This window comes from Lysobacter concretionis Ko07 = DSM 16239 (assembly GCF_000768345.1).
Classification (GTDB): domain Bacteria; phylum Pseudomonadota; class Gammaproteobacteria; order Xanthomonadales; family Xanthomonadaceae; genus Novilysobacter; species Novilysobacter concretionis.
This window is the reverse complement of the sequence record NZ_AVPS01000007.1, coordinates 72,490-95,259: the sequence shown is the minus strand read 5'-3', so window position 1 is coordinate 95,259 and position 22,770 is coordinate 72,490. Positions and strand designations below refer to the sequence as shown.

The 22,770-nt window shown below is 68.1% G+C and carries 21 protein-coding genes; 11 read left to right on the top strand and 10 right to left on the bottom strand.

Annotated elements, in window-relative coordinates; all coding sequences use genetic code 11:
• Nucleotides 1-33 precede the first annotated feature (33 nt).
• The 3 genes from N792_RS09710 to N792_RS09700 all read left to right on the top strand — a co-directional run bounded on the left by N792_RS09710 (nucleotide 34) and on the right by N792_RS09700 (nucleotide 2,429).
• Nucleotides 34-492 (top strand): hotdog family protein, encoded by a 459-nt coding sequence (locus N792_RS09710; protein WP_156969375.1) that lies wholly within the window; start codon nucleotides 34-36, stop codon nucleotides 490-492.
• A gap of 659 nt (nucleotides 493-1,151) precedes the next feature.
• Nucleotides 1,152-1,871 carry a 3-oxoacyl-ACP reductase FabG gene (gene fabG / locus N792_RS09705; RefSeq protein WP_425478876.1) on the top strand — a complete coding sequence of 240 codons (720 nt, stop codon included), beginning with the start codon at nucleotides 1,152-1,154 and terminating at the stop codon, nucleotides 1,869-1,871.
• A gap of 87 nt (nucleotides 1,872-1,958) precedes the next feature.
• On the top strand, nucleotides 1,959-2,429 hold the full coding sequence (locus N792_RS09700) for a hypothetical protein (protein WP_036194525.1): 471 nt from the start codon (nucleotides 1,959-1,961) through the stop codon (nucleotides 2,427-2,429).
• 27 nt (nucleotides 2,430-2,456) lie between these two features.
• Here the strand turns inward: N792_RS09700 and N792_RS09695 are convergent, their stop codons facing one another.
• The 3 genes from N792_RS09695 to N792_RS09685 all read right to left on the bottom strand — a co-directional run bounded on the left by N792_RS09695 (nucleotide 2,457) and on the right by N792_RS09685 (nucleotide 5,452).
• Nucleotides 2,457-3,302 carry a glycosyltransferase family 2 protein gene (locus tag N792_RS09695; RefSeq protein ID WP_036194523.1) on the bottom strand — a complete coding sequence of 282 codons (846 nt, stop codon included), beginning with the start codon at nucleotides 3,300-3,302 and terminating at the stop codon, nucleotides 2,457-2,459.
• Nucleotides 3,295-4,110: a beta-ketoacyl synthase chain length factor gene (locus N792_RS09690; RefSeq protein ID WP_036194521.1), complete on the bottom strand. Its 816-nt coding sequence runs from the start codon at nucleotides 4,108-4,110 to the stop codon at nucleotides 3,295-3,297. The genes N792_RS09695 and N792_RS09690 overlap by 8 nt, the downstream gene beginning before the upstream one ends.
• Before the next feature lie 133 nt (nucleotides 4,111-4,243).
• Nucleotides 4,244-5,452, bottom strand: a complete 1,209-nt coding sequence (locus N792_RS09685; RefSeq protein ID WP_036194519.1) for a beta-ketoacyl-[acyl-carrier-protein] synthase family protein — start codon at nucleotides 5,450-5,452, stop codon at nucleotides 4,244-4,246.
• 632 nt (nucleotides 5,453-6,084) lie between these two features.
• Between N792_RS09685 and N792_RS09680 the strand changes: the two genes are divergently transcribed.
• From N792_RS09680 to N792_RS09670, 3 genes are all read left to right on the top strand, one after another.
• Nucleotides 6,085-6,855, top strand: a complete 771-nt coding sequence (locus N792_RS09680) for a YdcF family protein (RefSeq protein ID WP_036194517.1) — start codon at nucleotides 6,085-6,087, stop codon at nucleotides 6,853-6,855.
• A gap of 155 nt (nucleotides 6,856-7,010) precedes the next feature.
• Nucleotides 7,011-9,362, top strand: a complete 2,352-nt coding sequence (locus N792_RS09675) for a S9 family peptidase (RefSeq protein WP_036194515.1) — start codon at nucleotides 7,011-7,013, stop codon at nucleotides 9,360-9,362.
• Between the two features lie 159 nt (nucleotides 9,363-9,521).
• A complete protein-coding gene (locus tag N792_RS09670; protein ID WP_036194513.1) occupies nucleotides 9,522-10,394 on the top strand; it encodes a universal stress protein in 873 nt (290 codons plus the stop codon).
• Nucleotides 10,395-10,523: 129 nt separating this feature from the next.
• Here N792_RS09670 and N792_RS09665 read toward each other — a convergent pair whose 3' ends face one another.
• Nucleotides 10,524-11,387 carry an alpha/beta hydrolase gene (locus tag N792_RS09665; protein WP_198025591.1) on the bottom strand — a complete coding sequence of 288 codons (864 nt, stop codon included), beginning with the start codon at nucleotides 11,385-11,387 and terminating at the stop codon, nucleotides 10,524-10,526.
• 75 nt (nucleotides 11,388-11,462) lie between these two features.
• On the opposite strand from N792_RS09665, the gene N792_RS09660 reads away from it, so the two are divergent.
• Together N792_RS09660 and uvrD are read left to right on the top strand one after the other, a co-directional pair.
• On the top strand, nucleotides 11,463-11,894 hold the full coding sequence (locus tag N792_RS09660) for a PepSY domain-containing protein (protein WP_036194511.1): 432 nt from the start codon (nucleotides 11,463-11,465) through the stop codon (nucleotides 11,892-11,894).
• 69 nt (nucleotides 11,895-11,963) lie between these two features.
• Nucleotides 11,964-14,156, top strand: coding sequence for a DNA helicase II (gene uvrD, locus N792_RS09655; protein WP_036194509.1), 2,193 nt, complete (start codon nucleotides 11,964-11,966; stop codon nucleotides 14,154-14,156).
• Between the two features lie 249 nt (nucleotides 14,157-14,405).
• Here uvrD and N792_RS09650 read toward each other — a convergent pair whose 3' ends face one another.
• Both N792_RS09650 and chaB read right to left on the bottom strand, forming a co-directional pair.
• The gene (locus N792_RS09650) at nucleotides 14,406-14,792 is read right to left on the bottom strand and encodes a DUF805 domain-containing protein (protein WP_036194507.1); all 387 of its coding nucleotides are present in this window, start codon (nucleotides 14,790-14,792) and stop codon (nucleotides 14,406-14,408) included.
• Between the two features lie 116 nt (nucleotides 14,793-14,908).
• Complete coding sequence (gene chaB, locus N792_RS09645; protein ID WP_036194505.1) at nucleotides 14,909-15,136, bottom strand: putative cation transport regulator ChaB; 228 nt, start codon at nucleotides 15,134-15,136, stop codon at nucleotides 14,909-14,911.
• A 309-nt stretch (nucleotides 15,137-15,445) separates the two neighbouring features.
• Between chaB and alkB the strand changes: the two genes are divergently transcribed.
• Nucleotides 15,446-16,093 (top strand): DNA oxidative demethylase AlkB, encoded by a 648-nt coding sequence (gene alkB / locus N792_RS09640; RefSeq protein ID WP_036194503.1) that lies wholly within the window; start codon nucleotides 15,446-15,448, stop codon nucleotides 16,091-16,093.
• Nucleotides 16,094-16,332: 239 nt separating this feature from the next.
• On the opposite strand, the gene N792_RS09635 is transcribed toward alkB, so the two are convergent.
• Nucleotides 16,333-16,638 (bottom strand): BolA family protein, encoded by a 306-nt coding sequence (locus tag N792_RS09635; RefSeq protein WP_036194501.1) that lies wholly within the window; start codon nucleotides 16,636-16,638, stop codon nucleotides 16,333-16,335.
• 46 nt (nucleotides 16,639-16,684) lie between these two features.
• A complete protein-coding gene (locus N792_RS09630; protein ID WP_036194499.1) occupies nucleotides 16,685-16,990 on the bottom strand; it encodes a DUF2782 domain-containing protein in 306 nt (101 codons plus the stop codon).
• Nucleotides 16,991-17,180: 190 nt separating this feature from the next.
• Here N792_RS09630 and polA point away from each other — a divergent pair, with 190 nt between their 5' ends.
• On the top strand, nucleotides 17,181-19,979 hold the full coding sequence (gene polA, locus N792_RS09625; protein ID WP_036194498.1) for a DNA polymerase I: 2,799 nt from the start codon (nucleotides 17,181-17,183) through the stop codon (nucleotides 19,977-19,979).
• Between the two features lie 447 nt (nucleotides 19,980-20,426).
• Nucleotides 20,427-20,912, top strand: a complete 486-nt coding sequence (locus tag N792_RS09620) for a DUF421 domain-containing protein (protein ID WP_036194496.1) — start codon at nucleotides 20,427-20,429, stop codon at nucleotides 20,910-20,912.
• Between the two features lie 51 nt (nucleotides 20,913-20,963).
• Here N792_RS09620 and hemF read toward each other — a convergent pair whose 3' ends face one another.
• Nucleotides 20,964-21,905 (bottom strand): oxygen-dependent coproporphyrinogen oxidase, encoded by a 942-nt coding sequence (gene hemF / locus N792_RS09615; RefSeq protein WP_052103900.1) that lies wholly within the window; start codon nucleotides 21,903-21,905, stop codon nucleotides 20,964-20,966.
• A 49-nt stretch (nucleotides 21,906-21,954) separates the two neighbouring features.
• Nucleotides 21,955-22,749: a type IVB secretion system protein IcmH/DotU gene (gene icmH / locus N792_RS09610; protein WP_036194494.1), complete on the bottom strand. Its 795-nt coding sequence runs from the start codon at nucleotides 22,747-22,749 to the stop codon at nucleotides 21,955-21,957.
• Nucleotides 22,750-22,770: the final 21 nt, after the last annotated feature.

Genomic DNA, 22,770 nt, shown 5'->3' with positions numbered 1-22,770 from the left:
CAGGCGACTCCCGCTGTCGCCCCCGTGCAGAACATCGCTGACCGTGCCGCGATCGCGCGCCTGATTCCGCATCAGGGCGGGATGTGCCTGTGGGACGAGGTGCTCGGCTGGGACGCGGCCAGCATCCGTCTGCGTACTTGGCGACACCGGGATCCGGCGCATCCCCTGCGCAGCCACGGCCGCCTGCACGCGATACACCTGTGCGAATACGGCGCGCAGGCGATGGCCGTCCACGGCGGTCTGCGCGCCCGCGCGGCCGGCGGCATCGCCCGCCCCGGACTGCTGGTCGCGTTGCGCGGGGTGGAGCTGCACGTCGCCCGCATCGATGACCTCGACGGTGCGCTGGAATGCGAAGCGCGGCTGCTGATCGACGGCGACAGCGGCTGGCAATACGACTTCCGCATCCACCACGAAGGGCGTCTGCTGGCGGAAGGGCGCGCCGCAGTGATGCCGCAGCCGGCCGATTCCAAGGGAATCGAGGGACACGGTTAGAGGAACGCGCCAACGCTTACGAAGTACGTGGAAGCGCCTGCCGGGTATCCCGCTCAGTCGCTCCACGATATTCGCCTGGTGATCGGGACACCCGGCAGGCGCCGCCGAATCGTTTCGGTGGTCGATGGGAAAAGCAGGCTTGCGCAGCTTGACGACAAGACTTACCGCAAGACGTCAAGGAAAACCTGAACAACTGCCGTCGTCCCCGCGTTCGCGGGAATGACGGGAAAGCACGGCTGTTCATACCTTCCTTGATGAATGGCCGACGCGGCGTCCGAAGCCGGAAGTCGCTGTCCACCAGAACCCACGTCAACCAATCGTCGATGCGGCGTCCTGGCGGGGTGTTGCGGACAGCGGACCATGGATGGTCCGCGGCGGTGAGTGCGGGCAGGAAGCCCGCCCGAACCGGGCAGCAAGCACCCCGCCAGGGCGACGCTGTTTCCGAAGCGATCAATACTGCCTTTGCCTTTGCTTTCCAGCTCCAGTTAATCGCAACGTCCCTGTGGCGCCCTTGCTTCTCGCACGACACCAGCGACGAAGTGGCAGGTAAGGGCAACACATCAGATAGCTGCATGCTCACGCGTTTTCGCGACAATGCGGCAGCGAAAAGAAATTCCTGGAGATTCAGAATGTCACCACCCACCGCTCAACCCACCCCAATGCGACGCGCCCTGGTTACCGGGGGCAGCGGCGATATCGGCGGTGCGATCTGCCGGCAGTTGGCCGATGACGGCCTGCACGTGATCGTGCACGCCAACGGCAACCCGCAACGTGCGCAGGAGGTCGTCGCGGTCATCCACCACGAGGGCGGCAGCGCCGAGGCGGTTGCCTTCGATGTGGCCGACGGTGCATCGACCGGCGCGGCGATTGCGCGGTTGCTGGAGGACGGGCCGATCCAGGTCGTGGTCAACAACGCCGGCATCCACGACGACGCGCCGATGGCCGGCATGGACGAGGCGCAGTGGCGGCGCGTGATCGATGTGTCCGTGCATGGCTTCTTCAACGTCACCCAGCCGCTGCTGCTGCCGATGGCGCGCACGCGCTGGGGGCGCATCGTCAGCGTGTCGTCGGTCGCGGCGGTGCTGGGCAACCGCGGCCAGACCAACTACGCCGCGGCCAAGGCCGCGCTGCACGGGGCCAGCAAGTCGCTCGCGCGCGAGATGGCCAGCCGCGGCATCAGCGTCAACGTGGTCGCGCCGGGCGTCATCGAAGGCCGCATGGCCGGCGAGGCGTTCCCCGCCGAGACCATCAGGCAGCTCGTGCCTGCCGCGCGCGCGGGCCGGCCGCAGGAAGTCGCGGCGCTGGTCGGCTTCCTGTGCTCGGACGCGGCCGGCTACATCAACGGCCAGGTGATCGGCATCAACGGCGGGATGGGCTGACCGCCGTTCACTACTTTGCAACCCTGCGCGGGGCGATACTGCCGTGTGGCAATGTGCCCGCCGGATACCGGTCGAGGAGGTTTCACCATGCGACTCAAGATGGCGCTGATTGTTGGCCTGGTGCTGGTTGCCAGCGGCTGCGCGACGACCTCCAAGGTGATGCTCGGCCCCGCGCGGCCGGCGGTGTCGCCGGAGCAGGTGCGGGTGTACTTCACCCCGCCGCCGGGCCGCTATGAGGAAATCGCCGTGCTGGAAACCTCCAGCGGCGGATTCACTTACGGCGAACAGAACAAGATGAACGCCGTGATCGGCAAGCTGCGCGTGGCGGCGGCCGAACTGGGCGCCAACGGCGTGCTGTTCCAGGGCGCGGCGGAAGGCTACGGCGGCAGCAACGTCGGCATCGGGGTCGGCAGTGGCCGCTTCGGCGGTCGCAGCCACGTCAGCGGCGGTGTCGGGGTGAACATCAGTCCGACCCAGAAACATGCGGCCGGCATCGCGATCTATGTGTTCGATCCGCCGCCGGTGCAAGCGCGACCGGCGGTGGTGCCGGCCCGCTGAGACCGGCCGTCGCGGGCGCGCTGACGCTCAGCCGGTTCGCGTCGCGCGCTGTGCGGCGGGCGGCGTGAACTCGCCCTCGGGGTCGTGGATCAGCGGCGGGTTCGCGCAGATGCGGCGGTAGATGCCCGGCAGTTCGAGCGGACGCAGCGACTGTCGCACGACATGGCTGGTGATCCGGCTGAAGTCGCGCAGCGGCCGGAAGTGGCTGCGGCGGAACTGTTCGGGCGGGCCTTCGGGCGCGCTCGCAGGGTCGGCATGGACCGTGTGGTAACGCGATTCGATCGGCACCGACACACAGCGGGTGCCGAGTTCGCGCGCGGCCGAAATCAGGATCTGCGCCTCGAACACGAAATCCTCGCCCGGCACGTCCCCCAGCGCGGCGACCGCGGCCGGGTACAGGCGCTGGCCGCTCTGGGTGTCGGCGATCTGGTAGCCGGTGCTCCAGGCGATGCCCCAGTCGGCGAACGCATTCGCCAGCCGCCGGTAGTGCGGCTGCTGCGCGCGCTTGCGCAGGCGTGCGCCGATCACGATGTGGGCGGGGTAGTGGTTGGCGGCCGCCAGCAGGCGCGGAATGTCGCTGGCCGCGTGCTGGCCGTCGCCGTCCATCGTCAGCACCCCCTTGGCGCCGCGTGACAGGGCCTCGCGGAACCCGTGCCGCAGACTGGCGCCCTTGCCCTGCCGGCGCTCATGCCGCAGCACGGTCACCGGCAGGTGGGCGATGCGCGCGACGGTATCGTCGTCGGAGCCGTCATCGATCACGATCACCTGGCGGCATTCGGCCAGCGCGCCCTCGACCACATCGCGGATGCGCAGGGCCTCGTTGAGCGCGGGGATCAGCACGGCGATGTTGTCGCGGTGCAGGGACTCAGGCATGCGCGGACTCCGGTTCGGGTGTCGGTTCGATGGTGACCTGCAGTATCCGCTCCGGCCCGGCTTTCAGCGTGACTCGCGGTGCACCGGTGGCGAGCGCGTCGAACAGCGACAGCATCGGCGCCATCGCGTTGCCGTGATGGCGTTCGGCGAGCGGCCCGCGCGTGGGCCCGGATGCGATCCCGCCGTCGGCCAATGCGACCCGGATCATCGGCGCATCCGGGCGCGGCGTGCGTGACAGCACCAGTGCGCCACCCAGCAGCCCCTCGCTGCGCGATACCCGCGCCAGTGGCCCGGCGCTGGCACCGTCGCAGGCCACCAGCAGCACCGCCTCGCTGCCGGTGGCGATCTGCACCAGCGCCTCCAGCAACCCCTGCGCGAACGTCGCATCGAACGCGCTGATCGCGGTCGCCGCCTGCATCGCGCCGGTGCCGATGGTCCAGTAGCCGGCGGCGGCGTTGTGCACCGAGTTGTGGAAGCGGGTCGGGGAGATCGCCTGCGGCTGGTCGGCCAGGGTCGCGCACATGTAGTCGGTGATCGCCAGCTCGCCGTGGGAGGAGGCGAACACCGACGGCAGCGACGCGGGCTCGCGTCCGGCGGCGTCGCAGGCGGCCAGGGCGACCTCCAGCGCAACCGCGACTGTCGCCGGCGCGCGCCGGCGTTCATTGGGCGCGAGCAGTTGCGGTGAGGGCCGGCCGGGAGCGGTCTCGGGCAAACGGCCGGTCGTGGCGAACGTGCATGCGTCGCGCCAGCCCGGCAGGCCATCGCTCCAGAAACCGACGCCTTCGATGGTGGCGGTGAGCGGGGTCATGCAGACATTCCAGCGTCGGTGTTGCGTGTATCTGGTTGACCCCGACGCAGGAGCGACGTCAGTCGCGAACGCGCAGAGCGTCGTGAGGTCGGTGGGTCGCGACTCATGTCGCTCCTGCAGGAGGCATTGGTTTTCATGAGCAGCCAAACACCAGCGAACAGTTGTTGCCGCCAAAGCCGAACGAATTGTTCATGGCCAGGTCGATGTCCGCCGTCGCGTTGGCGAAGCGGATCTGCGCGCCGCAGGCGGGGTCGGGCGTGTCGCTGTTGAGCGTGCCGGGCAGGGTGCCGTGGCGCAGCGCCAGCAGCGCGATCACCGACTCCACGATCCCGGCCGCGCCGAGGGTGTGGCCGGTCCAGCCCTTGGTCGAACCGGCGTGCAGGGTGTCGGGGAACATCGCGGCCACCGCGGCGGCCTCGATGCTGTCGTTGGCCGGCGTCGCGGTGCCGTGCAGGTTGAGGTAACCGATGTCGGCGGCCGTCACCCCGGCGCGCGCCAGCGCATCGCGCATCGCGTACTGCGCGCCCAGCCCCTGCGGGTGCGGCGAGGACATGTGGTGGGCATCGCTGGATTCGCCGTAGCCGCGCAGTTGCAGGCCCGTCTCGCCGGGCGTCGCGCGTTCCAGCAGCGCGAAGCCGCCCGCCTCGCCCAGCGACAGCCCGGTCCGGCCCGCATCGAACGGCCGGCACGGATCGGGCGACACCAGTTGCAGCGAATTGAAGCCGAACAGCACGCTGCCGCAGAGGGTATCCACGCCGCCGACCAGCGCCGCATCGACCACGCCGGCCTGGATCAGCCGCGCGGCCTGGGCGAACACCTTCGCGCTCGACGAGCACGCAGTGGCGACGGTGATGCATGGCCCGCGCAGGCCGGTCGCATGCTGCATGAAGTCGCCCAGCGAGTGCACGGTGTGGACGATCGAGCGGTCCAGTCCGGCCGGGAAGCGTTGCGTGCCGTCGACCTGCGTCTCCAGCCGGCCATACGCCTCCTCGGTGGCGCCGATGCTGGAGGTCGAGGTACCCAGCACCAGTGCGACCCGCCCGGCCCCGTGCGCGGCGACCGCGCCTGCCAGCGCCTCCGGCAGGCCGTCCTGCTGGAAGGCCAGCCACGCCAGCCGGTTGTTGCGGCATTCCCAGCGCGCGAAAGCGGCGGGCAGCGGCGCGTCCTCCAGCCCCTCGACCCGACCGATCCAGCACGGCAGGGGCTGGCCGTCGCTGCCGACCGGCCCGAAATCATTGCGGCGCAGCCCGCTGCGGCGCTCCAGCAGCGCCGATTGCTGCGCCTGCACCCCGCGCCCGAGTGCCGTGGTTGCACTCCAGGCTCGGATCGCCAGAGCCGGCATAACGGACAGGGATTGCGGCGGAGTGGACGCTGGCGGCACGCGAGGTTCCTGCAGGTGGTGGCGGAGATGGCATGCGGAGCCGTAGCGCGAAAGTATAGCCAGCGGCTGACCCGCGCCCGGTTCAATGAAGTTCCGGACAATTCAACTCTTGCTCGTCATTCCCGCGAGGGCTGGGATAAGACCGTGCGCTTTCGAACTATTGGCTCGTGTCAGGCGCCGGAGTCGCAAAATCCTGGGACGTTCGCGTTGCAACACAGATTTAACGTCCATGGGTTCCCGCCTGCGCGGGAACGACGAAGCGCTTGGCGGCGTCATGACGTTTTGCACCCGGGTTCCCGGCCGCAGGGAATGACGAGAAAAATCCGATTCGTTCACCCCCCGCTTCCGATGTTGCTGTTGCTCCCATCACCACCCACAAAACCCCAGGCGCCTGCCGGGTGTCCCGGACACCAAGCGAATATCGTGGAGCGACTGTCCGGGATACCCGGCAGGCGCGCGCCCGATAATCCGCTTTCCGCTTTGGCTTCATGGCTTTTCCTTCATCGAACCAAAGCCACCACCCGCACCCACTGCCCGCGCTGCGTAGACTGCCCGATCCTTCAGCCGCCTCCTGCCGTCGTGCCAACCCTTCCATGTCCCGCGCCGCCCACAAGCTGACCATGCTGGTCGACCGCGACGTCTGGCATTCGCTCGCCGTCGCCGTCGCCGCGTGCGTGCTCAGCGCCGGGCTCGTCTACGTCGGCTACTTCATCCACGTGTTCCGCATCGCCCGCAAGGCACCGTGCCTGCCAGAGCGCAGCGAATGCGTGCTGCTGTTCGGCAAGCACGCGCCGGCCGGCCGGATCGATCGCGATTTCGAGGCGCGGCTGGATCGCGCCGTTTCGCTGTGGCGCGAACGCATTCCGTCCCGCGTGGTGTTGCTCGGCGGCGGCGCACCCGGCGAGCCGACCGAGGCCGCACTCGCCCGCGACGGCCTGCTCGCCCGCGGCTGGACGGACGAGGTGCCGCTGCAACTGGAAGCCCACTCGCGCGACACCATGCAGAACCTCCGCAACGCCCGCGGCCTGCTCGGCCGGATCGCCGTGGACGGAAAGTCATCCGCCGCAGATACCCCCATGACGATGGTGCCGCCGCCTGCGATGACGACCGGCCGATACCAGGTCCGCCCGGCGCACCTGCAGGTCACGCTGCTGAGCAGCCGGTACCACCTGGCCCGTTGTGCCCTGTTCGCCCGCCAACTCGGTTTCGATGCCGAACTGTGCGCCGCCGAACCGCGGCTGCAGCTCGGCCCGCGCACCCTGCTGCGACTCGCCGGCGAAGCCGCCTACGTCTGCTGGTCGGATGTGGGCACCCGCTGGGCCCGCCTGATCGGCCATCGCCGCATGCTGGACCGGGTGACCTGAGCCAAGAGCGGCTTCGGCTCCAGACGCGCAGGGCCACACGTCCCGCCAAGCGGCGCCTCCCGGTTCCGGTTTAAGGTTTACCCCTCGCGTCGCCCGGCCATCGTCGGTCGCGCGTTTCCAGTCGACCGGCTGCAACCGAACAACAGGGGTGAACCATGGGTGTGATCAACGGCAAGGCGCGTCTGTGCGGCGCACTGGTGGGCGGGCTGTTGGCGACGGCGGCGCTGCCGCTCGCGGCGCAGGACGCGGCCCGGGTGCTGACCGCCGATGACTACGCGCGCGCCGAAGCGTTCATGGGCTACAACACCACGCCGCTGCTCGACCACGCGGTCAACACGGTCACGTGGCAGGACGACGGCCATTTCTGGTTCCGCGACCACGACGCCGATGGCGACCATTTCCGCCGGGTCGAGGCCGCCACCGGCGCGATCAGCGACGCGTTCGACCGCGTCCGGCTCGCGGCCGCGCTGGCCAAGGCCACCGGCAAGACGCTCGACGCGACCAAACTGGCCGTGACCGGTATCCAGCCCGCCGTGGACGGCCGTCTCGAGATCACCTTCGACAAGCAGCATTACCTGTGCGACCTGCAGGGCAAGGTGGGTTGCGTCGTTGCCAGCACCAACGCGTCGGGCAACCAGCCGGTCGTCGTGTCGCCCGATGGAAAGCTGGCCGCCTTCATCCGCGACTGGAACCTGTGGGTACGCGACGTCGCCTCCGGGGCCGAAACCCGGCTGACCAACGACGGCGCGACCGACTACGGCTACGCCACCGACAACGCCGGCTGGACCCACAGCGATCGCGCGATCCTGGTGTGGTCGCCCGATTCGTCGAAGATCGCGACCTTCCAGCAGGACCAGCGCCGGACCAGCGAGATGGTGCTGGTCGGCACCAATGTCGGCGCGCCGAAGGTCGAGCGCTGGAAGTACCCGTTCGCCGGCGACGAGCACGTCACGATGATCGAACGCGTAGTCATTGACGTCGCGGCAGGGGCCACGACCCGACTGCAGATGCCGCCCGACCAGCACCGTTCGACCCTGTGCGACGACGTCAGTTGCGACGGCGGCTGGGAGGACGTGCAGTGGGCGCCGGACGGCCGCACGCTCGCGTTCGCCTCCACCTCGCGCGACCACAAGGACACCTGGCTGCGGGTCGCCGATGCCGCCACCGGCGCCGTGCGCGAGGTCTACCACGAGCACGTGCCGACCTATTTCGAGAGTGGCAACGGCAAGGTCAACTGGCACTACCTGCCGGCCAGCAACGAGTTCATCTGGTTCTCCGAGCGCGCCAACTGGGGCGACCTGTATCTCTACGATCTCGCCACCGGCAAGCTCAAGCACGCGATCACCACCGGCGAGGGCAACGTCACCCAAGTGCTGAAGGTCGATCCCGCCAGCCGCACCATCTGGTTCCGCGGCGTCGGCATGGAGCCCGGCCGCGATCCGTACTACCAGCACTTCTACAAGATCGGTTTCGACGGCGGCAGGCCGCAATTGCTGACCCCGGAAGACGCCGACCACAGCATCAGCCTGTCGCCCGACGGCACGTACTTTGTCGATGCGTATTCGACCCCGACCACGCCTCCGGTGACCGTGCTGCGCCGCAGTGACGACGGCAGCACCGTCGCCGGCATCGCCCGCGCCGACGACCGTCGCCTGCGCGCCACCGGCTGGGTGCCGCCGACCCCGATCACGGTGACCGCCCGTGACGGCAAGACCACGCTGTACGGGCTGATGTTCACCCCGACCGACCTCGACGAGGCGCGCAGGTATCCGGTGGTGAACTACATCTACCCCGGCCCGCAGACCGGCTCGGTGCGTGGCCGCAGCTTCTCGGCCGCGCGCAACGACCACCAGGCGCTGGCGGAACTGGGTTTTGTCGTGATAGCCATCGACGGCATGGGCACGCCGTGGCGCTCCAAGTCATTCCACGATGCGTTCGGCGGCGACATCGGCGACAACACCCTGCCCGACCAGGTCGCCGGCCTGCGCGAACTGGCCGCGCGCCACCCGTGGATCGACCTCGACCGCGTCGGCGTCTGGGGCCACTCCGGCGGCGGCTACGCCACCGTGGACGCGATGTTCACCTACCCGGACTTCTACAAGGTCGGCATCGCCCAGGCCGGCAACCACGACAACCGCAACTACGAGGACGACTGGGCCGAGAAATGGCAGGGGCTGGAAATTGTCGATAAGAGCGGCACCAACTCCGACGGCAGCAGCAACTACGACGCCCAGGCCAACCAGAACCGCGCCGCCAACCTGCAGGGCAAGCTGCTGCTCGCGCACGGGATGATGGATGACAACGTGCCGCCGCAGAACACGCTGCTGGTGGTGGACGCGCTGATCAAGGCGAACAAGGACTTCGACCTGCTGATGTTCCCCAATGCCCGCCACAGCTTCGGTGCGGACACCAACTACATGACCCGCCGCCGCTGGGACTACTTTGTCCGCCACCTGATGGGCGCGACGCCGCCGGCGCAGTACCGGATGCAGGCTCCCGACCAGTGACCTGACGCCAACCTCGCGGCGGCTGACGGACACGCGCACCGCTCCAGGCGGTGATGCGTTTGCGCCGCGGCGGGGCTACGGTGGCGGTCACCGGGCTAACCGGGCCTGCGCCCGGTCGGCACCATCGGATCGAGGAGCGCACCACATGAGGGCACCGCGATGAGCCAGACCCCCACGTTTGCCGAGCGCCGGGTGCTCGCCGCGATCGACGTGTCCGGTTATGCCACCAGCGTCGCCGCTTATGCCGGCTGGGCGGCGTCCCGGCTCGGCGCGCCGCTGGAACTGATGCACGCGATCGACCGCGAGGCCGCGCTGGTGACCGTCGACCTCACCGGCAACCTGTACCTCGGCGCCCAGGAAGGCCTGCTGGAAGAGATGGCGTTGCTGGACGAACAGCGCGGCAACCTCGTTCGGCAGCGCTCGACGACCCTGCTGGAGCAGGCCCACGGGATTGCCAAAGGCCACGGCGTCGCGGCGACCGTCCGCCAACGTCATGGCGTGCTGGTCGATACCCTGCTTGCGCTGGAGGACGAGGTCCGGCTGTTCGTGCTGGGCAAGCGCGGCGAGAACGCCGACTTCGCCCGCGGTCACCTTGGCAGCAACCTGGAGCGCGTCATCCGTGCCGTGGACCGTCCGGTGCTGGTGGCCCCGCGGGCCTGGCGGCCGATCCAGCGCTTCATGATCGCCTTCGACGGCAGCGCCACCACCCGCCGCTGCGTCGAACTGGTGGCCGCCAGCCCCCTGCTGCGCGGATTGCCGTGCGACGTGCTGATGGTCGGTGACGCCGCCGAAGCGCAGGCCGAGCCGATGCAGTGGGCGCAGGCGCAACTGCAGGCCGCCGGCTTCTCACCCGGCATGCACGCCGTGCCCGGCGCGCCGGAGAGCGTGATTGCCGAACAGGTCGCCGCGCGCTCCATCGACCTGCTGGTGATGGGCGCCTACGGCCACTCCCGCATCCGCAACCTCATCGTCGGCAGCACCACCACCCAGGTCGTGCGCAACTGCCAGATCGCGGTGCTGCTGTTGCGTTGAGCCGGCGAAGGTGTTCGCTCGCGATGGCGGTGGTGTATTACGCCTTCGGCTAATACACCCTACGTTCCGTTACCCGGACGTAGGCGCAATAAGCAAAGCGCATTGCGCCGCCCGAACCCCGGGATCGACCTACCGATCGTTCCCCGCTTCGTCACGACCGGCGAGCGCCGCAACGTACGCCGGTGAATTCGACAGGCTGTTGTGATCCGCTTCGGGAATCTCGACCACTGTCACCACACCCGGTGGAAATGCCCCGGCCAGTCGCCGGGAGCTCTCATTGGGGATGATCCGGTCATGGCCCGCCATGACGATGGTGGTGGGAACATGCAACCGGCCGACATAACGCCAGGATTCATACTTGTCCCGCAGCAGAAACCGGGTCGGAAACAGCCGGAAGTGTTCCGCCGCCAGTTCCAGCAGGCTGTTGTATGGGGTGACCAGCACCAGCCGGTCGACGGGTTTCGATGCGGCCACCTGGACCGCGATTCCGCTCCCCAGGCTGCGGCCGACAACGGCTATCCGGGGGTGCTGTTCAACCACGTGCTCAAACAACGCCATTGCATCCGCGACCAGCGCGCGTTCCGACGGGGTGCCGGTGCTTCCGCCATAGCTGCGGTAATGCATCGCGTAGATGGCGGCATCCGGAAACGCCCGATCCAATACTCCGATCGCCCGGGATACGTCTTCCGCATTGCCACCGAAATACAGCACGGCGCGGTCGTGGTCGTAGTCGCGGTCGCGGTCGATGCTGTTGGTGGACACCAGGACCCGTGCGTCGCCCCGGTCCAATGTGATCGTGGCGGTGTCGGCGCTGCGGTGGCTCGGGTAGTAGATATAAGAACGCTGAGACAGGTAAAGCAGCGCGCAGATGGCCAGATAGATCAAGGCGATCGCTGTCGCGCCAACGGCCAATGCTTTTGAAAGTCTACTCATGGGAACCAATGCCTGAATCGGGTCGGCAGCGGTGCGCTGCGTCTGGAATTTGCCAAGCATCGAGGCGGTTGCTGGTTCACTGCGCCGTCGCAACCCCATACCTATCCTGCTTGTCCAACCACGGAGGTAGCAGCCATGCGCAGACTCATTGTTCTTTCTGTTCTTTCAACCGGCTTGATCGCTGCCGGCATGGTAGGCGCGCAGTCTACGGGTCTGACCCACGCGCAGGCCCAGGCCAGGCTCACGGCCGCAGGATATGAAAATGTCCGCGACCTGGAGTTCGACGATGGATTCTGGGAAGCGCATGTGCGCAGCGCCGACGGGTCCTGGATTGATGCGCGCGTACATCCCGTGAGTGGCAAGGTGTATGCCGAAGGCACGACTCCAAAGCTTGACGCCAAAGCCATAAGCAGCACGCTCGCCGCAGCCGGGTACAGCGATATCCGCGATATCGATTTCGATGATGGCGTGTGGACAGTTGACGCGCGTGACAAGGCCGGCGCCAAGGTCGACCTGGCGGTTGACCCCGACGACGGCACGGTGCTTTTCGAACACCCGGACGATTGAACTCCTCCCCGGGTGCGCGAGGCCTCCCGTGCCGGCGCGGGGTAGAACCCCACCCGGTAGAATGCCCCGATGGATGTCTCCCACCTGCTTGATGCGCTCAACCCGGCGCAGCGCGAGGCTGTCAGCGCGCCGCCCGGTCACTACCTGGTATTGGCCGGTGCCGGCTCCGGCAAGACCCGCGTACTGACCCACCGCATCGCCTGGCTCAACGAGGTGTTCGGGGTGCCGACCCACGGCATTCTGGCGGTGACGTTCACCAACAAGGCCGCGGCCGAGATGCGCCAGCGCGTCGATGCGCAGTTGCGCAACGGCACGCGCGGGATGTGGATCGGCACGTTCCACGGTCTGGCGCACCGGCTCCTGCGCCTGCACTGGCAGGAGGCGAAGCTGCCGGAAGCGTTCCAGGTGCTCGATTCCGACGACCAGTTGCGGCTGGTCAAGCGCGTGGTGCAGGGACTGGAGCTGGACGACACCCGTTTCCCGCCGCGCCAGATCGCGTGGTGGATCAATGCGCAGAAGGACGAAGGCCGGCGGCCGCAGCACCTGCAGTCCGATCCGAACGACCAGTGGACCGACGTCATGCGCCGTTGCTACGAGGCGTACCAGGAGCGTTGCGAGCGCGCCGGGCTGGTCGATTTTGCCGAGCTGTTGCTGCGTGCGCACGAGCTGCTGCGCGACAACCCGGCGTTGCTGGCGCACTACCGCCACCGCTTCCGCGAGATCCTGGTCGACGAGTTCCAGGACACCAACGCGATCCAGTACGGCTTCATCCGCCTGCTCGCCGGCGACAGCGGCAAGGTGTTCGCGGTCGGCGACGACGACCAGTCGATCTACGGCTGGCGCGGGGCCAAAGTCGAGAACATGCAGAAGTTCCTCAAGGACTTCGGCGTCGGCGGCGAGGGCGCGCAGACGATCCGGCTGGAGCAGAACTACCGCTCCAGCGCGAACATCCTGGACGCCGCCAACGCGGTGATCGCGCACAACCCGGACCGTCTCGGCAAGCAGCTGTGGACCGACAGCGGCAGCGGCGAGCCGATCGACCTGTACCAGGCCTACAACGAGATCGACGAGGCGCGCTTCGTGGTCGAGCGGCTGCAGCAGTGGATGCGCGACGGCGGCAGCCACGGCGATGTCGCGATCCTGTACCGCAGCAACGCGCAGTCGCGCGCGTTCGAGGAAATCCTGCTCGGCGAACAGGTGCCGTACCGCGTCTACGGCGGCCAGCGTTTCTTCGAGCGCGCCGAGATCAAGGACACGCTCGCGTACCTGCGGCTGGTCGCCAACCGCAACGACGATGCCGCGTTCGAGCGCGCGGTCAACACGCCCACGCGCGGCATCGGCGAGCGCACGCTGGATGAAGTGCGCCGCCGGGCGCGGGCCGACGGTGCGCCGCTGTGGGTCGCCGCGCGCTGGCTGACCACCGAAAGCCTGCTGGCCGCGCGGGCGCGCAATGCGCTGGCCGGCTTCATCGCGTTGGTCGACGGTCTGGAGGCCGACGTCGCCGGGATGCCGTTGCAGGAGAAGATCGACCACGTGCTGGAACGCTCCGGCCTGCGCGAGCACTACGCGCGCGAGTCGAAGGGTCAGCTGGATTCGCGCACCGACAACCTCGACGAGCTGGTCTCGGTCGCCGCGCGCTTCATCCGCAGCGACGAGGACGACGCGGCGGCGATGCCGGAACTGGTCGCGTTCCTCAGCTACGCCTCGCTGGAGGCCGGTGAAGGCCAGGCCCAGGCCGGCGAGGAGGGCGTGCAGTTGATGACCCTGCACAGCGCGAAGGGGCTGGAGTTCCCGCTGGTGTTCCTGGCCGGGTTGGAGGAGGGCCTGTTCCCGAACAACCGGTCGGTCGAGGAAGCCGGGCGGCTGGAAGAGGAGCGCCGGCTCGCGTACGTCGGCATCACCCGCGCCCGCGAGAAGCTGGTGCTGAGCTACGCCGAGGCGCGCCGCATCCACGGCCAGGAGATGTACGGGATCCCGTCGCGCTTCCTGCGTGAGATCCCGCCGGCGCTGCTGCACGAGGTGCGTCCGAAGCTGCAGGTCTCGCGACCGATGTTCAACAGCGCACCGCGCCGGGACTATGGCCACGCCGCGGTGGAAACGCCCGCGCTGCCGTTGGGTGCGAACGTGCGCCATGCCAAGTTCGGCACCGGCGTGGTCACCGACTTCGAAGGCGGCGGCGCCCACGCCCGTGTGCAGGTCAACTTCGACGAGGTCGGCAGCAAGTGGCTGGTGCTGGCGTACGCGAATCTGGAGCCGGCGTAGGCAACGCCGCCTTTGCCAGGAGCGACGTGAGCCGCGACCTGGCCATCACATCCAACATTCGCAGGTGGACGACTTGCGTCGTTCCTACGCCCGGCGGAGTCCGGTCGGACGGCCGAACGAGCTCGCCAGACGACGGTAATGCCATCGGGTCGGCAGCACATCCATAACGGCTGCAACGGGGAGCATTGTTACAACGGCACCAACAAGAACGGCACCCGGAGGTGCCGTTCTTGTGTCATCGGGACAGTCTTACGCCGTCGCCGGCACGCCGCCCTCATCCGCCTTCGGGTCGGGACCAAAGCGGTTGTCGCCGCGGGTGCCTTCCAAGCAGGCGAACACCAGCAGCACGATCACGCCAATCAGCGGCACCAAGGCGATCAGCAGCCACCATGCGCTCTTGTCGATGTCGTGGAGGCGCCGGAAGCTCACTGCCAGACCCGGGATCAGCACCGCCAGGGAATAGAGCAGGGTCAGCATGCCCATCCCCGAATCGCCCACCATTCCTGTCATGGCTTCGACAATCGCCAAGGCGATATAGACCAGCAAGTTGATCAGGGAATACATCCAGTATTCCTTCCTGCGTGCCCGCCCCTCGAAGCCCACGTAGTTCTTCAGAACCTTCAGATACCAATCCATTGCGTCGCCCCTTCTGATGATGTTGGTGGCGCGGCCCTCCCCGGCCCGCGCCTGGCGATGCTAGCAGGCCGAGGCTTCGCAGGACGATCCGCAGCGCAGCGGGGCAGCTTCCGAACCTATTTCGGGTGCCAGTTGTCGTCGTCGCCCTTGCGGTATTTCTGTTTGACGGCCGACCACGCCACCTTGTGCGCGGTCTCCTCGCGCGTAGCGTCGCCGCGGCGGTCGGCGGGATCCTTGTAGTCGCCCCAGGCGCTGTTGAATGCTTCTTTGTAGATCTCCTGCGCGTGTTTGGGGAGGTGGTCGCGCACGGCGTCGGGCAGTTCGCTGATGCGGTCGTAGGGCACGGGATACTCCAGACGGGAGTTTCAACTATCCGGCGCGCGGGTTAACCGGATGCGAAACCCGGGCATGTCTGCTCGCCGGCCTTGGCCGGTCAGGTGCGCGAAGCCGAAATCGATGACCGCAGCAACGGCCGCCCGGCCAACAGGCTGGATATTGACAGCGCGTAGCCCCGATGGTCACACCAGCCGCAGTGTCACCGGTTCCGCGCCCAGGCCGGTCGCGATCACCGCCGGCAACGTGACGCACGAGGCGCGTCCGTGCGGCCGGCAGTCACGCACACTGGCGTCTGTCGCGGTAATTTTTCGCCTGTCATGACCACCGACCTTTTCGCCGAATTGCAGACCGGCACCCGCCTGCCGATGGGTGAGCAGGCGTGGTTGCTGCACGGCTTCGCTCTGCCGCGGATGGGCGACCTGCTGCCGGCGCTCGACGCGCTCCTCCGTGCCGCGCCGCTGCGCCACATGACCACGCCGGGCGGTCTTGCCATGTCGGTCGCGACCACCAGTTGCGGGGTGCTGGGCTGGGTCAGCGACCGTCGCGGTTATCGCTATGCGGCGCGAGATCCCGTCAGCGGCAACGACTGGCCGGCCATGCCGCCGGTATTCGCCGGTCTGGCCCGGGACGCTGCTGCAGCGGCCGGTTTCGATGCGTTCGCTCCCGATTCCTGCCTGATCAACCGGTATGTGCCCGGTACCCGTCTGACGTTGCATCAGGATCGCGATGAGCGCGATTTCGCCGCGCCGATCGTCTCGGTGTCATTGGGCCTGCCGGCGGTGTTCCTGTTCGGCGGCCACGCACGCAGCGACAAGGCGGTGCACGTGCCGTTGGCGCATGGCGATGTCGCGGTCTGGGGCGGCGTGGACCGGCTGCGATTCCACGGCGTGCTGCCGGTGAAGCCGGGTTGCCACCCGGTGATGGGAGCGCAGCGGATCAACCTGACCTTCCGTCGCGCGGGGTAAGCCGGGCCGCCACCGTGTGCGCTCCTCCGGCGCCAGCAACGGCAGGCGCGGCGCCCCCAGGCTCCATTCCCGCTTCACCGGAAGCGGTCCGCGGATCCGTCCGGGGACGGCAGTCTGCCCGCTACCTTCCGGGCACGATCAAGCCAGCGCCCAACGCCAGGCAACCGGCTGCGGCGGCAGCCGTGGCAGCAGTGGCAACAGTGGCAATCGAGGTGACATCGTTCATCTCCTCAGCGAGGTCAGGCGTCGTGCCGGCTGCCACCCAGACAGCGCGGCGAGTCCGGGGCATCGGCCTGCGCGGCCCACTCTTCAGGCGTATAGGTATGCAGTGCCAGCGCGTGGATCTCGCCCATCAGTCCGCCGACGGCGGCATACACGGCCTGGTGCCGGCGCACGCCGGTCCTGCCGGCAAACGCCTCGCTGACCACGACCGCCTTGTAGTGCGTTTCCCGCCCGCGGCTGTGCATGTGGCTTTCGTCCAGCACTTCCAGGTGCGTGGGCGACAGCGCCTGGAGGGCGGCGTGGATACGGTCGGCCTTGCTCATCGCCTCAACTCCCTGCCGGATGCGGTGTTTCGACCAGGCATCGGGCTCAATTCCACTCGAACAGCTTCCAGTACACCGGTGACACGGGGGCACCGTCGTCCGGGCGGCCGTCGCCGTCGTTGTCTATCAGGTAGTAGACCGGGCCACGCGCCGGCGTGACCTTGACCACCCTGAGCTGGCCGGCGACGCGGTATTCCTCGATCACGTCGCCGTTGTCCTGCACGCGCTGGATGACTTCGGCGTTGCGCAGGTTCGCGGTCGGGTCATTGGGGTCGGGCTGGCCGCCGGTACTGGCGCAGGCGGCCAGGCCGAGGGAAAGCGCAAGCGGCAACAGGGTCGGGACGATACGCATGACGGCTCTCCGTTCGGACGGGTGGCGGGAGGGAATGCGCCGCAGGGCGCGGCACGGCTCAGGATACCCGCGGCGGGGTGTCGCCGTACGCTGCCCGATGGCGGCGAGGGGGGGCAAAAGCATGGAAGGCACGGACGCGGAAGGCAGCCAGTCAGAGCAGCCAGTCAGGGCAGCCACGTAGAATCGCGGCATGAAACGACTCGTCCTGATCGATGGTTCCAGCTACCTCTACCGCGCCTTCCATGCGCTGCCGCCGCTCACCAGCGCCGACGGCGAGCCGACCGGCGCGCTGTTCGGGGTGGTCAACATGCTGCGCGCGACGCTGAAGGAGAAGCCCGATTACATCGCCTTCGTGGTCGATGCGCCCGGCAAGACCTTCCGCGACGACCTCGACGAGCAGTACAAGGCGCACCGCCCGCCGATGCCCGACGACCTGCGGTCGCAGGTGCAGCCGATGTGCGACATCGTGCACGCGCTGGGCATCGACATCATCCGCATCGACGGGGTCGAGGCCGACGACGTGATCGGCACGCTGGCGGTGCAGGCCGCCGACGCCGGCATCGACGTCACCATCTCCACCAGCGACAAGGACTTCGCCCAGCTGGTGCGTGCCGGCAGCGACGATAACGGTGCGCGCGCCGGCATCGCGCTGGTCAACACGATGAGCGGCAGCCGGCTGGACGACGATGCCGGCGTGGTCGACAAATACGGCGTGCGCGCCGACCAGATCGTCGATTACCTCGCGCTGATGGGCGACAAGGTCGACAACATCCCCGGCGTCGACAAGTGCGGCCCGAAGACCGCGGCCAAGTGGCTGGCCGAGTACGACAGCCTCGACGGCGTGATCGCCAACGCCGACCGCATCACGGGCAAGATCGGCGAGAACCTGCGCGCGGTGCTGGACCGGCTGCCGCTCAACCGCACCCTGACCACGATCAAGCTGGATGTCGACGTCGGCCGTGTACCGACCGAGCTGGTCCTGCGCGATCAGCACGTGGACGAGCTGCGCGCGCTGTACACCCGCTACGGCTTCAAGCAGGCGTTGCGCGATCTGGACAGCGGCCAGGGTAGTGCCGTGACCGAGGCCGCGAGCGACACCGGCAGCGTGCGCAACACCGCTGCCGGTTACGCCCGCAGCCCCGTGGCGGTGGCCAACGAGCCGGATCCGGCGCTGGCTGCACCCGGCGAGTACGAAGGCGTGATGACGCGTGAACAACTCGCTGCCTGGGTGGCGAAGCTGCAGGCCGCCGACGAGTTCGCCCTCGACACCGAGACCGACTCGCTCGACGCGATGCGCGCCAACCTGGTCGGACTGAGCTTCGCGATCGAACCCGGCTTTGCCTGCTATATCCCGGTCGGCCACGACTACCCCGGCGCGCCCGCGCAGCTGCCGCGCGAGGCGGTGCTCGACGCGCTGCGTCCGCTGCTGGAAGACCCTGACAAGCGCAAGATCGGCCAGCACGGCAAGTACGAGATGCACGTGCTGCGCCGTCACGGCGTGCGGATGCGCGGCTACAGCGACGACACCATGCTGGAGAGCTTCGTCCACAACGCCACCGCCAGCCGTCACGACATGGACTCGCTGGCCTTGCGCTACCTGGGCTACCAGACCACCAAGTACGTCGATGTCGCCGGCAAGGGCGCCAAGCAGATCACCTTCAACCAGGTCGCCGTCGACGATGCCGTGAAGTACGGCGCCGAGGACGCCGACATCACTTTGCGCCTGCACCGCGTGCTGTCGGCGAAGCTGGCGGCCGAGCCGGCGCTGGAACAGGTCTACCGCGACATCGAGATTCCGCTGGTGCCGGTGCTCGAACGCATCGAGGCCAACGGCGTGCTGGTCGATGCCGACGAGCTGCGCCGGCAATCGGCCGACCTGGGCAAGCGCATGCTCGCCGCCCAGCAGAAGGCGACCGGGCTGGCCGGGCGCACGTTCAACCTGGACTCGCCCAAACAGGTCTGCGCGTTGCTGTTCGAGGAGCTCAAGCTGCCGGCACTGGTGAAGACCCCCAAGGGCCAGCCGTCGGCCAACGAGGAGGCGCTGGAGGCGATCGCCGACCTGCACGAACTGCCGCGGGTGATCCTCGACTACCGTGGTCTGGCCAAGCTGCGCAGCACCTACACCGACAAGCTGCCGCAGATGATCAACCCCGACACCGGCCGCGTGCACACCAGCTACCACCAGGCCGGCGCGGCGACCGGCCGGCTGGCGTCCTCCGACCCGAACCTGCAGAACATCCCGATCCGCACCGTCGACGGCCGCCGCATCCGCACCGCCTTCATCGCCCCGGAAGGCCGCCGCATCGTCGCCTGCGACTACTCGCAGATCGAGCTGCGGATCATGGCCCACCTGTCCGGCGACGAGGGCCTGCTGCGCGCGTTCGCCGCCGGCGACGACATCCACCGCGCCACCGCCGCGGAAGTGTTCGGCAAACCGATCGGCGAGGTCAGCGGCAACGAGCGCCGCGCCGCCAAGGCGATCAACTTCGGCCTGATGTACGGCATGAGCGCGTTCGGCCTGGCCAAGCAGCTGGATGTCTCGCGCGGCGAGGCACAGGACTACATCGGCCTGTATTTCAGCCGCTACCCCGGCGTGCGCGAGTTCATGGACAACACCCGCCAGCAGGCGCGCGATCGCGGCTACGTGGAGACCGTGTTCGGCCGCCGCCTGTACCTGGACAACATCGACGCGCGCAACCAGGGCCTGCGCGCCGGCGCCGAGCGCGCGGCGATCAACGCGCCGATGCAGGGCACCGCGGCCGACATCATCAAGCGCGCGATGATCGACATCCACGGCTGGCTCGAGGCGCATGCCGACCGCGCGCTGATGATCCTGCAGGTGCACGATGAACTGGTGTTCGAGGTCGATACCGGTTTCGTCGACACCCTGCTGGCGGAAGTCGGCGCGCGGATGGTTGCCGCCGCGCAATTGCGCGTGCCGCTGGTGGTGGACAGCGGAGTCGGCGCCAATTGGGACGAAGCCCACTGACGCGTCGTCCCGGAGGATCGCCAGGCCGGAAGTGGCGCCTGGTGACCGGCGAGGGTGACCCGTGCGGTCCGGAATCGTCCCCGGTTGGCGATTGGCCGGTTTGCCGTGAGACTGTCGGGCAGGTTCGGCAAAGGTTTACCGGGAAAGCGTTATTAACGGAGTTTTAACGACATATTGGCCGAAGTTGCCGCTATGAATCGTCCCTGAATCTTTTCGGTCCGCTGACACCATCTTCACGAACCATCCATGTGGATAGTGGTCATATGCTCGCGACAGGTGCAACGCCTGTCGCAGATCTCTCCCTCCCCTGGAGTGATCCGGAGCGAAAGCCCCTCCCCAGGCTTAGCTCCACCAGCCCCGCCGGCCCCCCCTGCCAGCGGGGCTTTTTATTGCCTTGGTGTAACGTCCGCAGCGGTGGCAACAATGCCGTGACCGTGGATTCCGGCCATGTCCAGTCTGTTCGAATTGTCGTTTCCCTGGTGGGAGTTCGTGCTGCGTTCCGTGGCGGTGTATGTCGCGGTGATGGTGCTGGTGAGGTTGTCGGGCAAGCGCGCGGTGGGCCAGTTCACGCCGTTCGACCTGGTCCTGCTGATCCTGGTCGGCAACGCGGTGCAGAACGGCATGAACGGCGGTGACAACTCGCTGACCGGCGCCCTGTTGCTGGTCGTCAGCCTGATGGTGCTGAACTACGCCGTGGCCTGGCTGTCGGCGCGCTACCCGGCCGTACGCAAGCTGGTGGAAGGCAGTCCGGTCGAACTGGCGCGCGACGGCCACATCTTCCGCGACGTACTCAGGCGCGAACTGGTCAGCCGTGCCGATTTCGACAAGGCGATGCGCGAATCCAGTTGCATGGACCTGGACCAGATCAAGCTGGCCTTGCTGGAGACCAACGGCCGCATCTCCATCGTGACCTACCGCGACGCGGAGAAATGATCCTCCGGCTCCGCAGTCCGATTTCCGGCTTCCGGTGCCGGTACTCCGGCCTCAGCCCAGTTCGGACAGCCAGTCGCGCGGCCGCAGGTAGTCCGCCAGCCGCGCCTCGGCGCTGCCGGGTGCGGGAGTGAAGCCGTACTCCCAGCGCACCAGCGGCGGCAGGCTCATCAGGATCGATTCGCTGCGTCCCCCGGACTGCAGGCCGAACAGCGTGCCGCGGTCCAACACCAGGTTGAACTCGACATAGCGGCCGCGGCGATACAGCTGGAACTCGCGTTCGCGCTCGCCGTACGTCGTGTCCTTGCGGCGCTCCACGATCGGCAGATAGGCGTCCAGGAACCCGTCGCCGACTGCGCGCAGGTAGCCGAAATCGTCCTCGAAATCCGCGCTCAGGTCGTCGAAGAACAGACCGCCGATGCCGCGGGTCTCGTTGCGGTGCTTGACGAAAAAGTACTCGTCGCACCAGCGCTTGTGGTCGTCGTAGCGGGCCTGGCCGCCGAAGGGTTCGCACAGCGCGCGGGCGGTGCGGTGCCAGTGCAGCACGTCCTCGTCGAAAGGATAGAACGGGGTCAGGTCGAAGCCGCCGCCGAACCACGAGGCGACCGTCTTGCCGTCGCGCATGGCGCGGAAGTGGCGCACGTTGGCATGCGTGGTCGGCAGGTACGGATTGCGCGGGTGGAACACCAGCGACACCCCGATCGCGCGCCACGAGGCACCGGCCAGTTCGGGCCGGCTCGCACTCGCCGAAGGCGGCAGCTTGTTGCCGGACACATCGGAGAAACCGATGCCGGCCTGCTCGAACACATCGCCATCGCGCAGGATGCGGGTGCGGCCGCCACCGCCTTCGGCGCGGCTCCAGAGGTCCTCGGCAAAACGGGCGCGGCCGTCGGCCTGCTCGACCGCGGCGCAGATGCGGTCCTGCAGACCGGTGAGGTAGGCGCGGACGCGGTCGAAATCCTGGTCGGATTCAGGGATGTGGGTGTGCGAAGTCATCCGGCCATTCTAGTGGAGCGGCGCTTGGCAACCACCCGGGCCTGGGTGTTCAGGGCAGGGTGATGGTCAGGTGCGCGGTTTTCGCCGGCAGTTGCACCACCTCGTGGTAGGTCGCCAGCTGCTGCCGGGTGTCGCGTTCCAGCAAGGCGTGGAGGCTGAAGTACGCGCCGGCGCCGACCATTGCCAGCACGGCGGCCGGTGCCCACAGCGGCATCACCCGCCGCAGCGCGTGGGTGATCCGGTCCGGCGGTGCCCAATGCGGGGCGAAGCCGGTGCGCCGGCCCTTCAGGTACACGATCTCGTCGCCGAGGCGGGCGATCAGGTAGCCGAGTTTCTCCGGCCCTTCCAGCCGGTACCTGCCCTCGAAGCCGAGCAGCAGGCAGTAGTGGTAGACCTCCAGTGACGGCAGGCGCGGTGCGCCCTGCGCGCGCAGCTGTTCGAGGCGGTCGAAGAAATGCTCCCCGGCCAGGTGCTCGCCGAAAAGGCGCAACTGCAGCGGGTTGCACTCCCACGCCTCGCGCAGGCCCGACGGCTGGCCGAGCATGGCCTCGTCCACCGCCGCACAGAACGCGTACCTGGCGGCGTAGACGTCCTCCGACGGGATCGCCAGCTTGATCGCGCCGCGCTCGACCCCGTCCAGGAAATGCTGCACCGACGTCACGAACGCGGCTTCGCTGCCCGGCAGTTGCCCGCGTTTGAGCAGCATCAGCAGGTAGAACCCGTCGGCCATCAGTTCCAGCAGGTTGCGTGGCTGGGCGGTGGCGCCGTCGATGGCGGCGTCAGGGAACGGGCCCGGCGACAGCGAGGGCAGGCGTTGCGGAACCGGCGGATTGGGATAGTTCATGGCGTCCTGCCTGATGCGGAA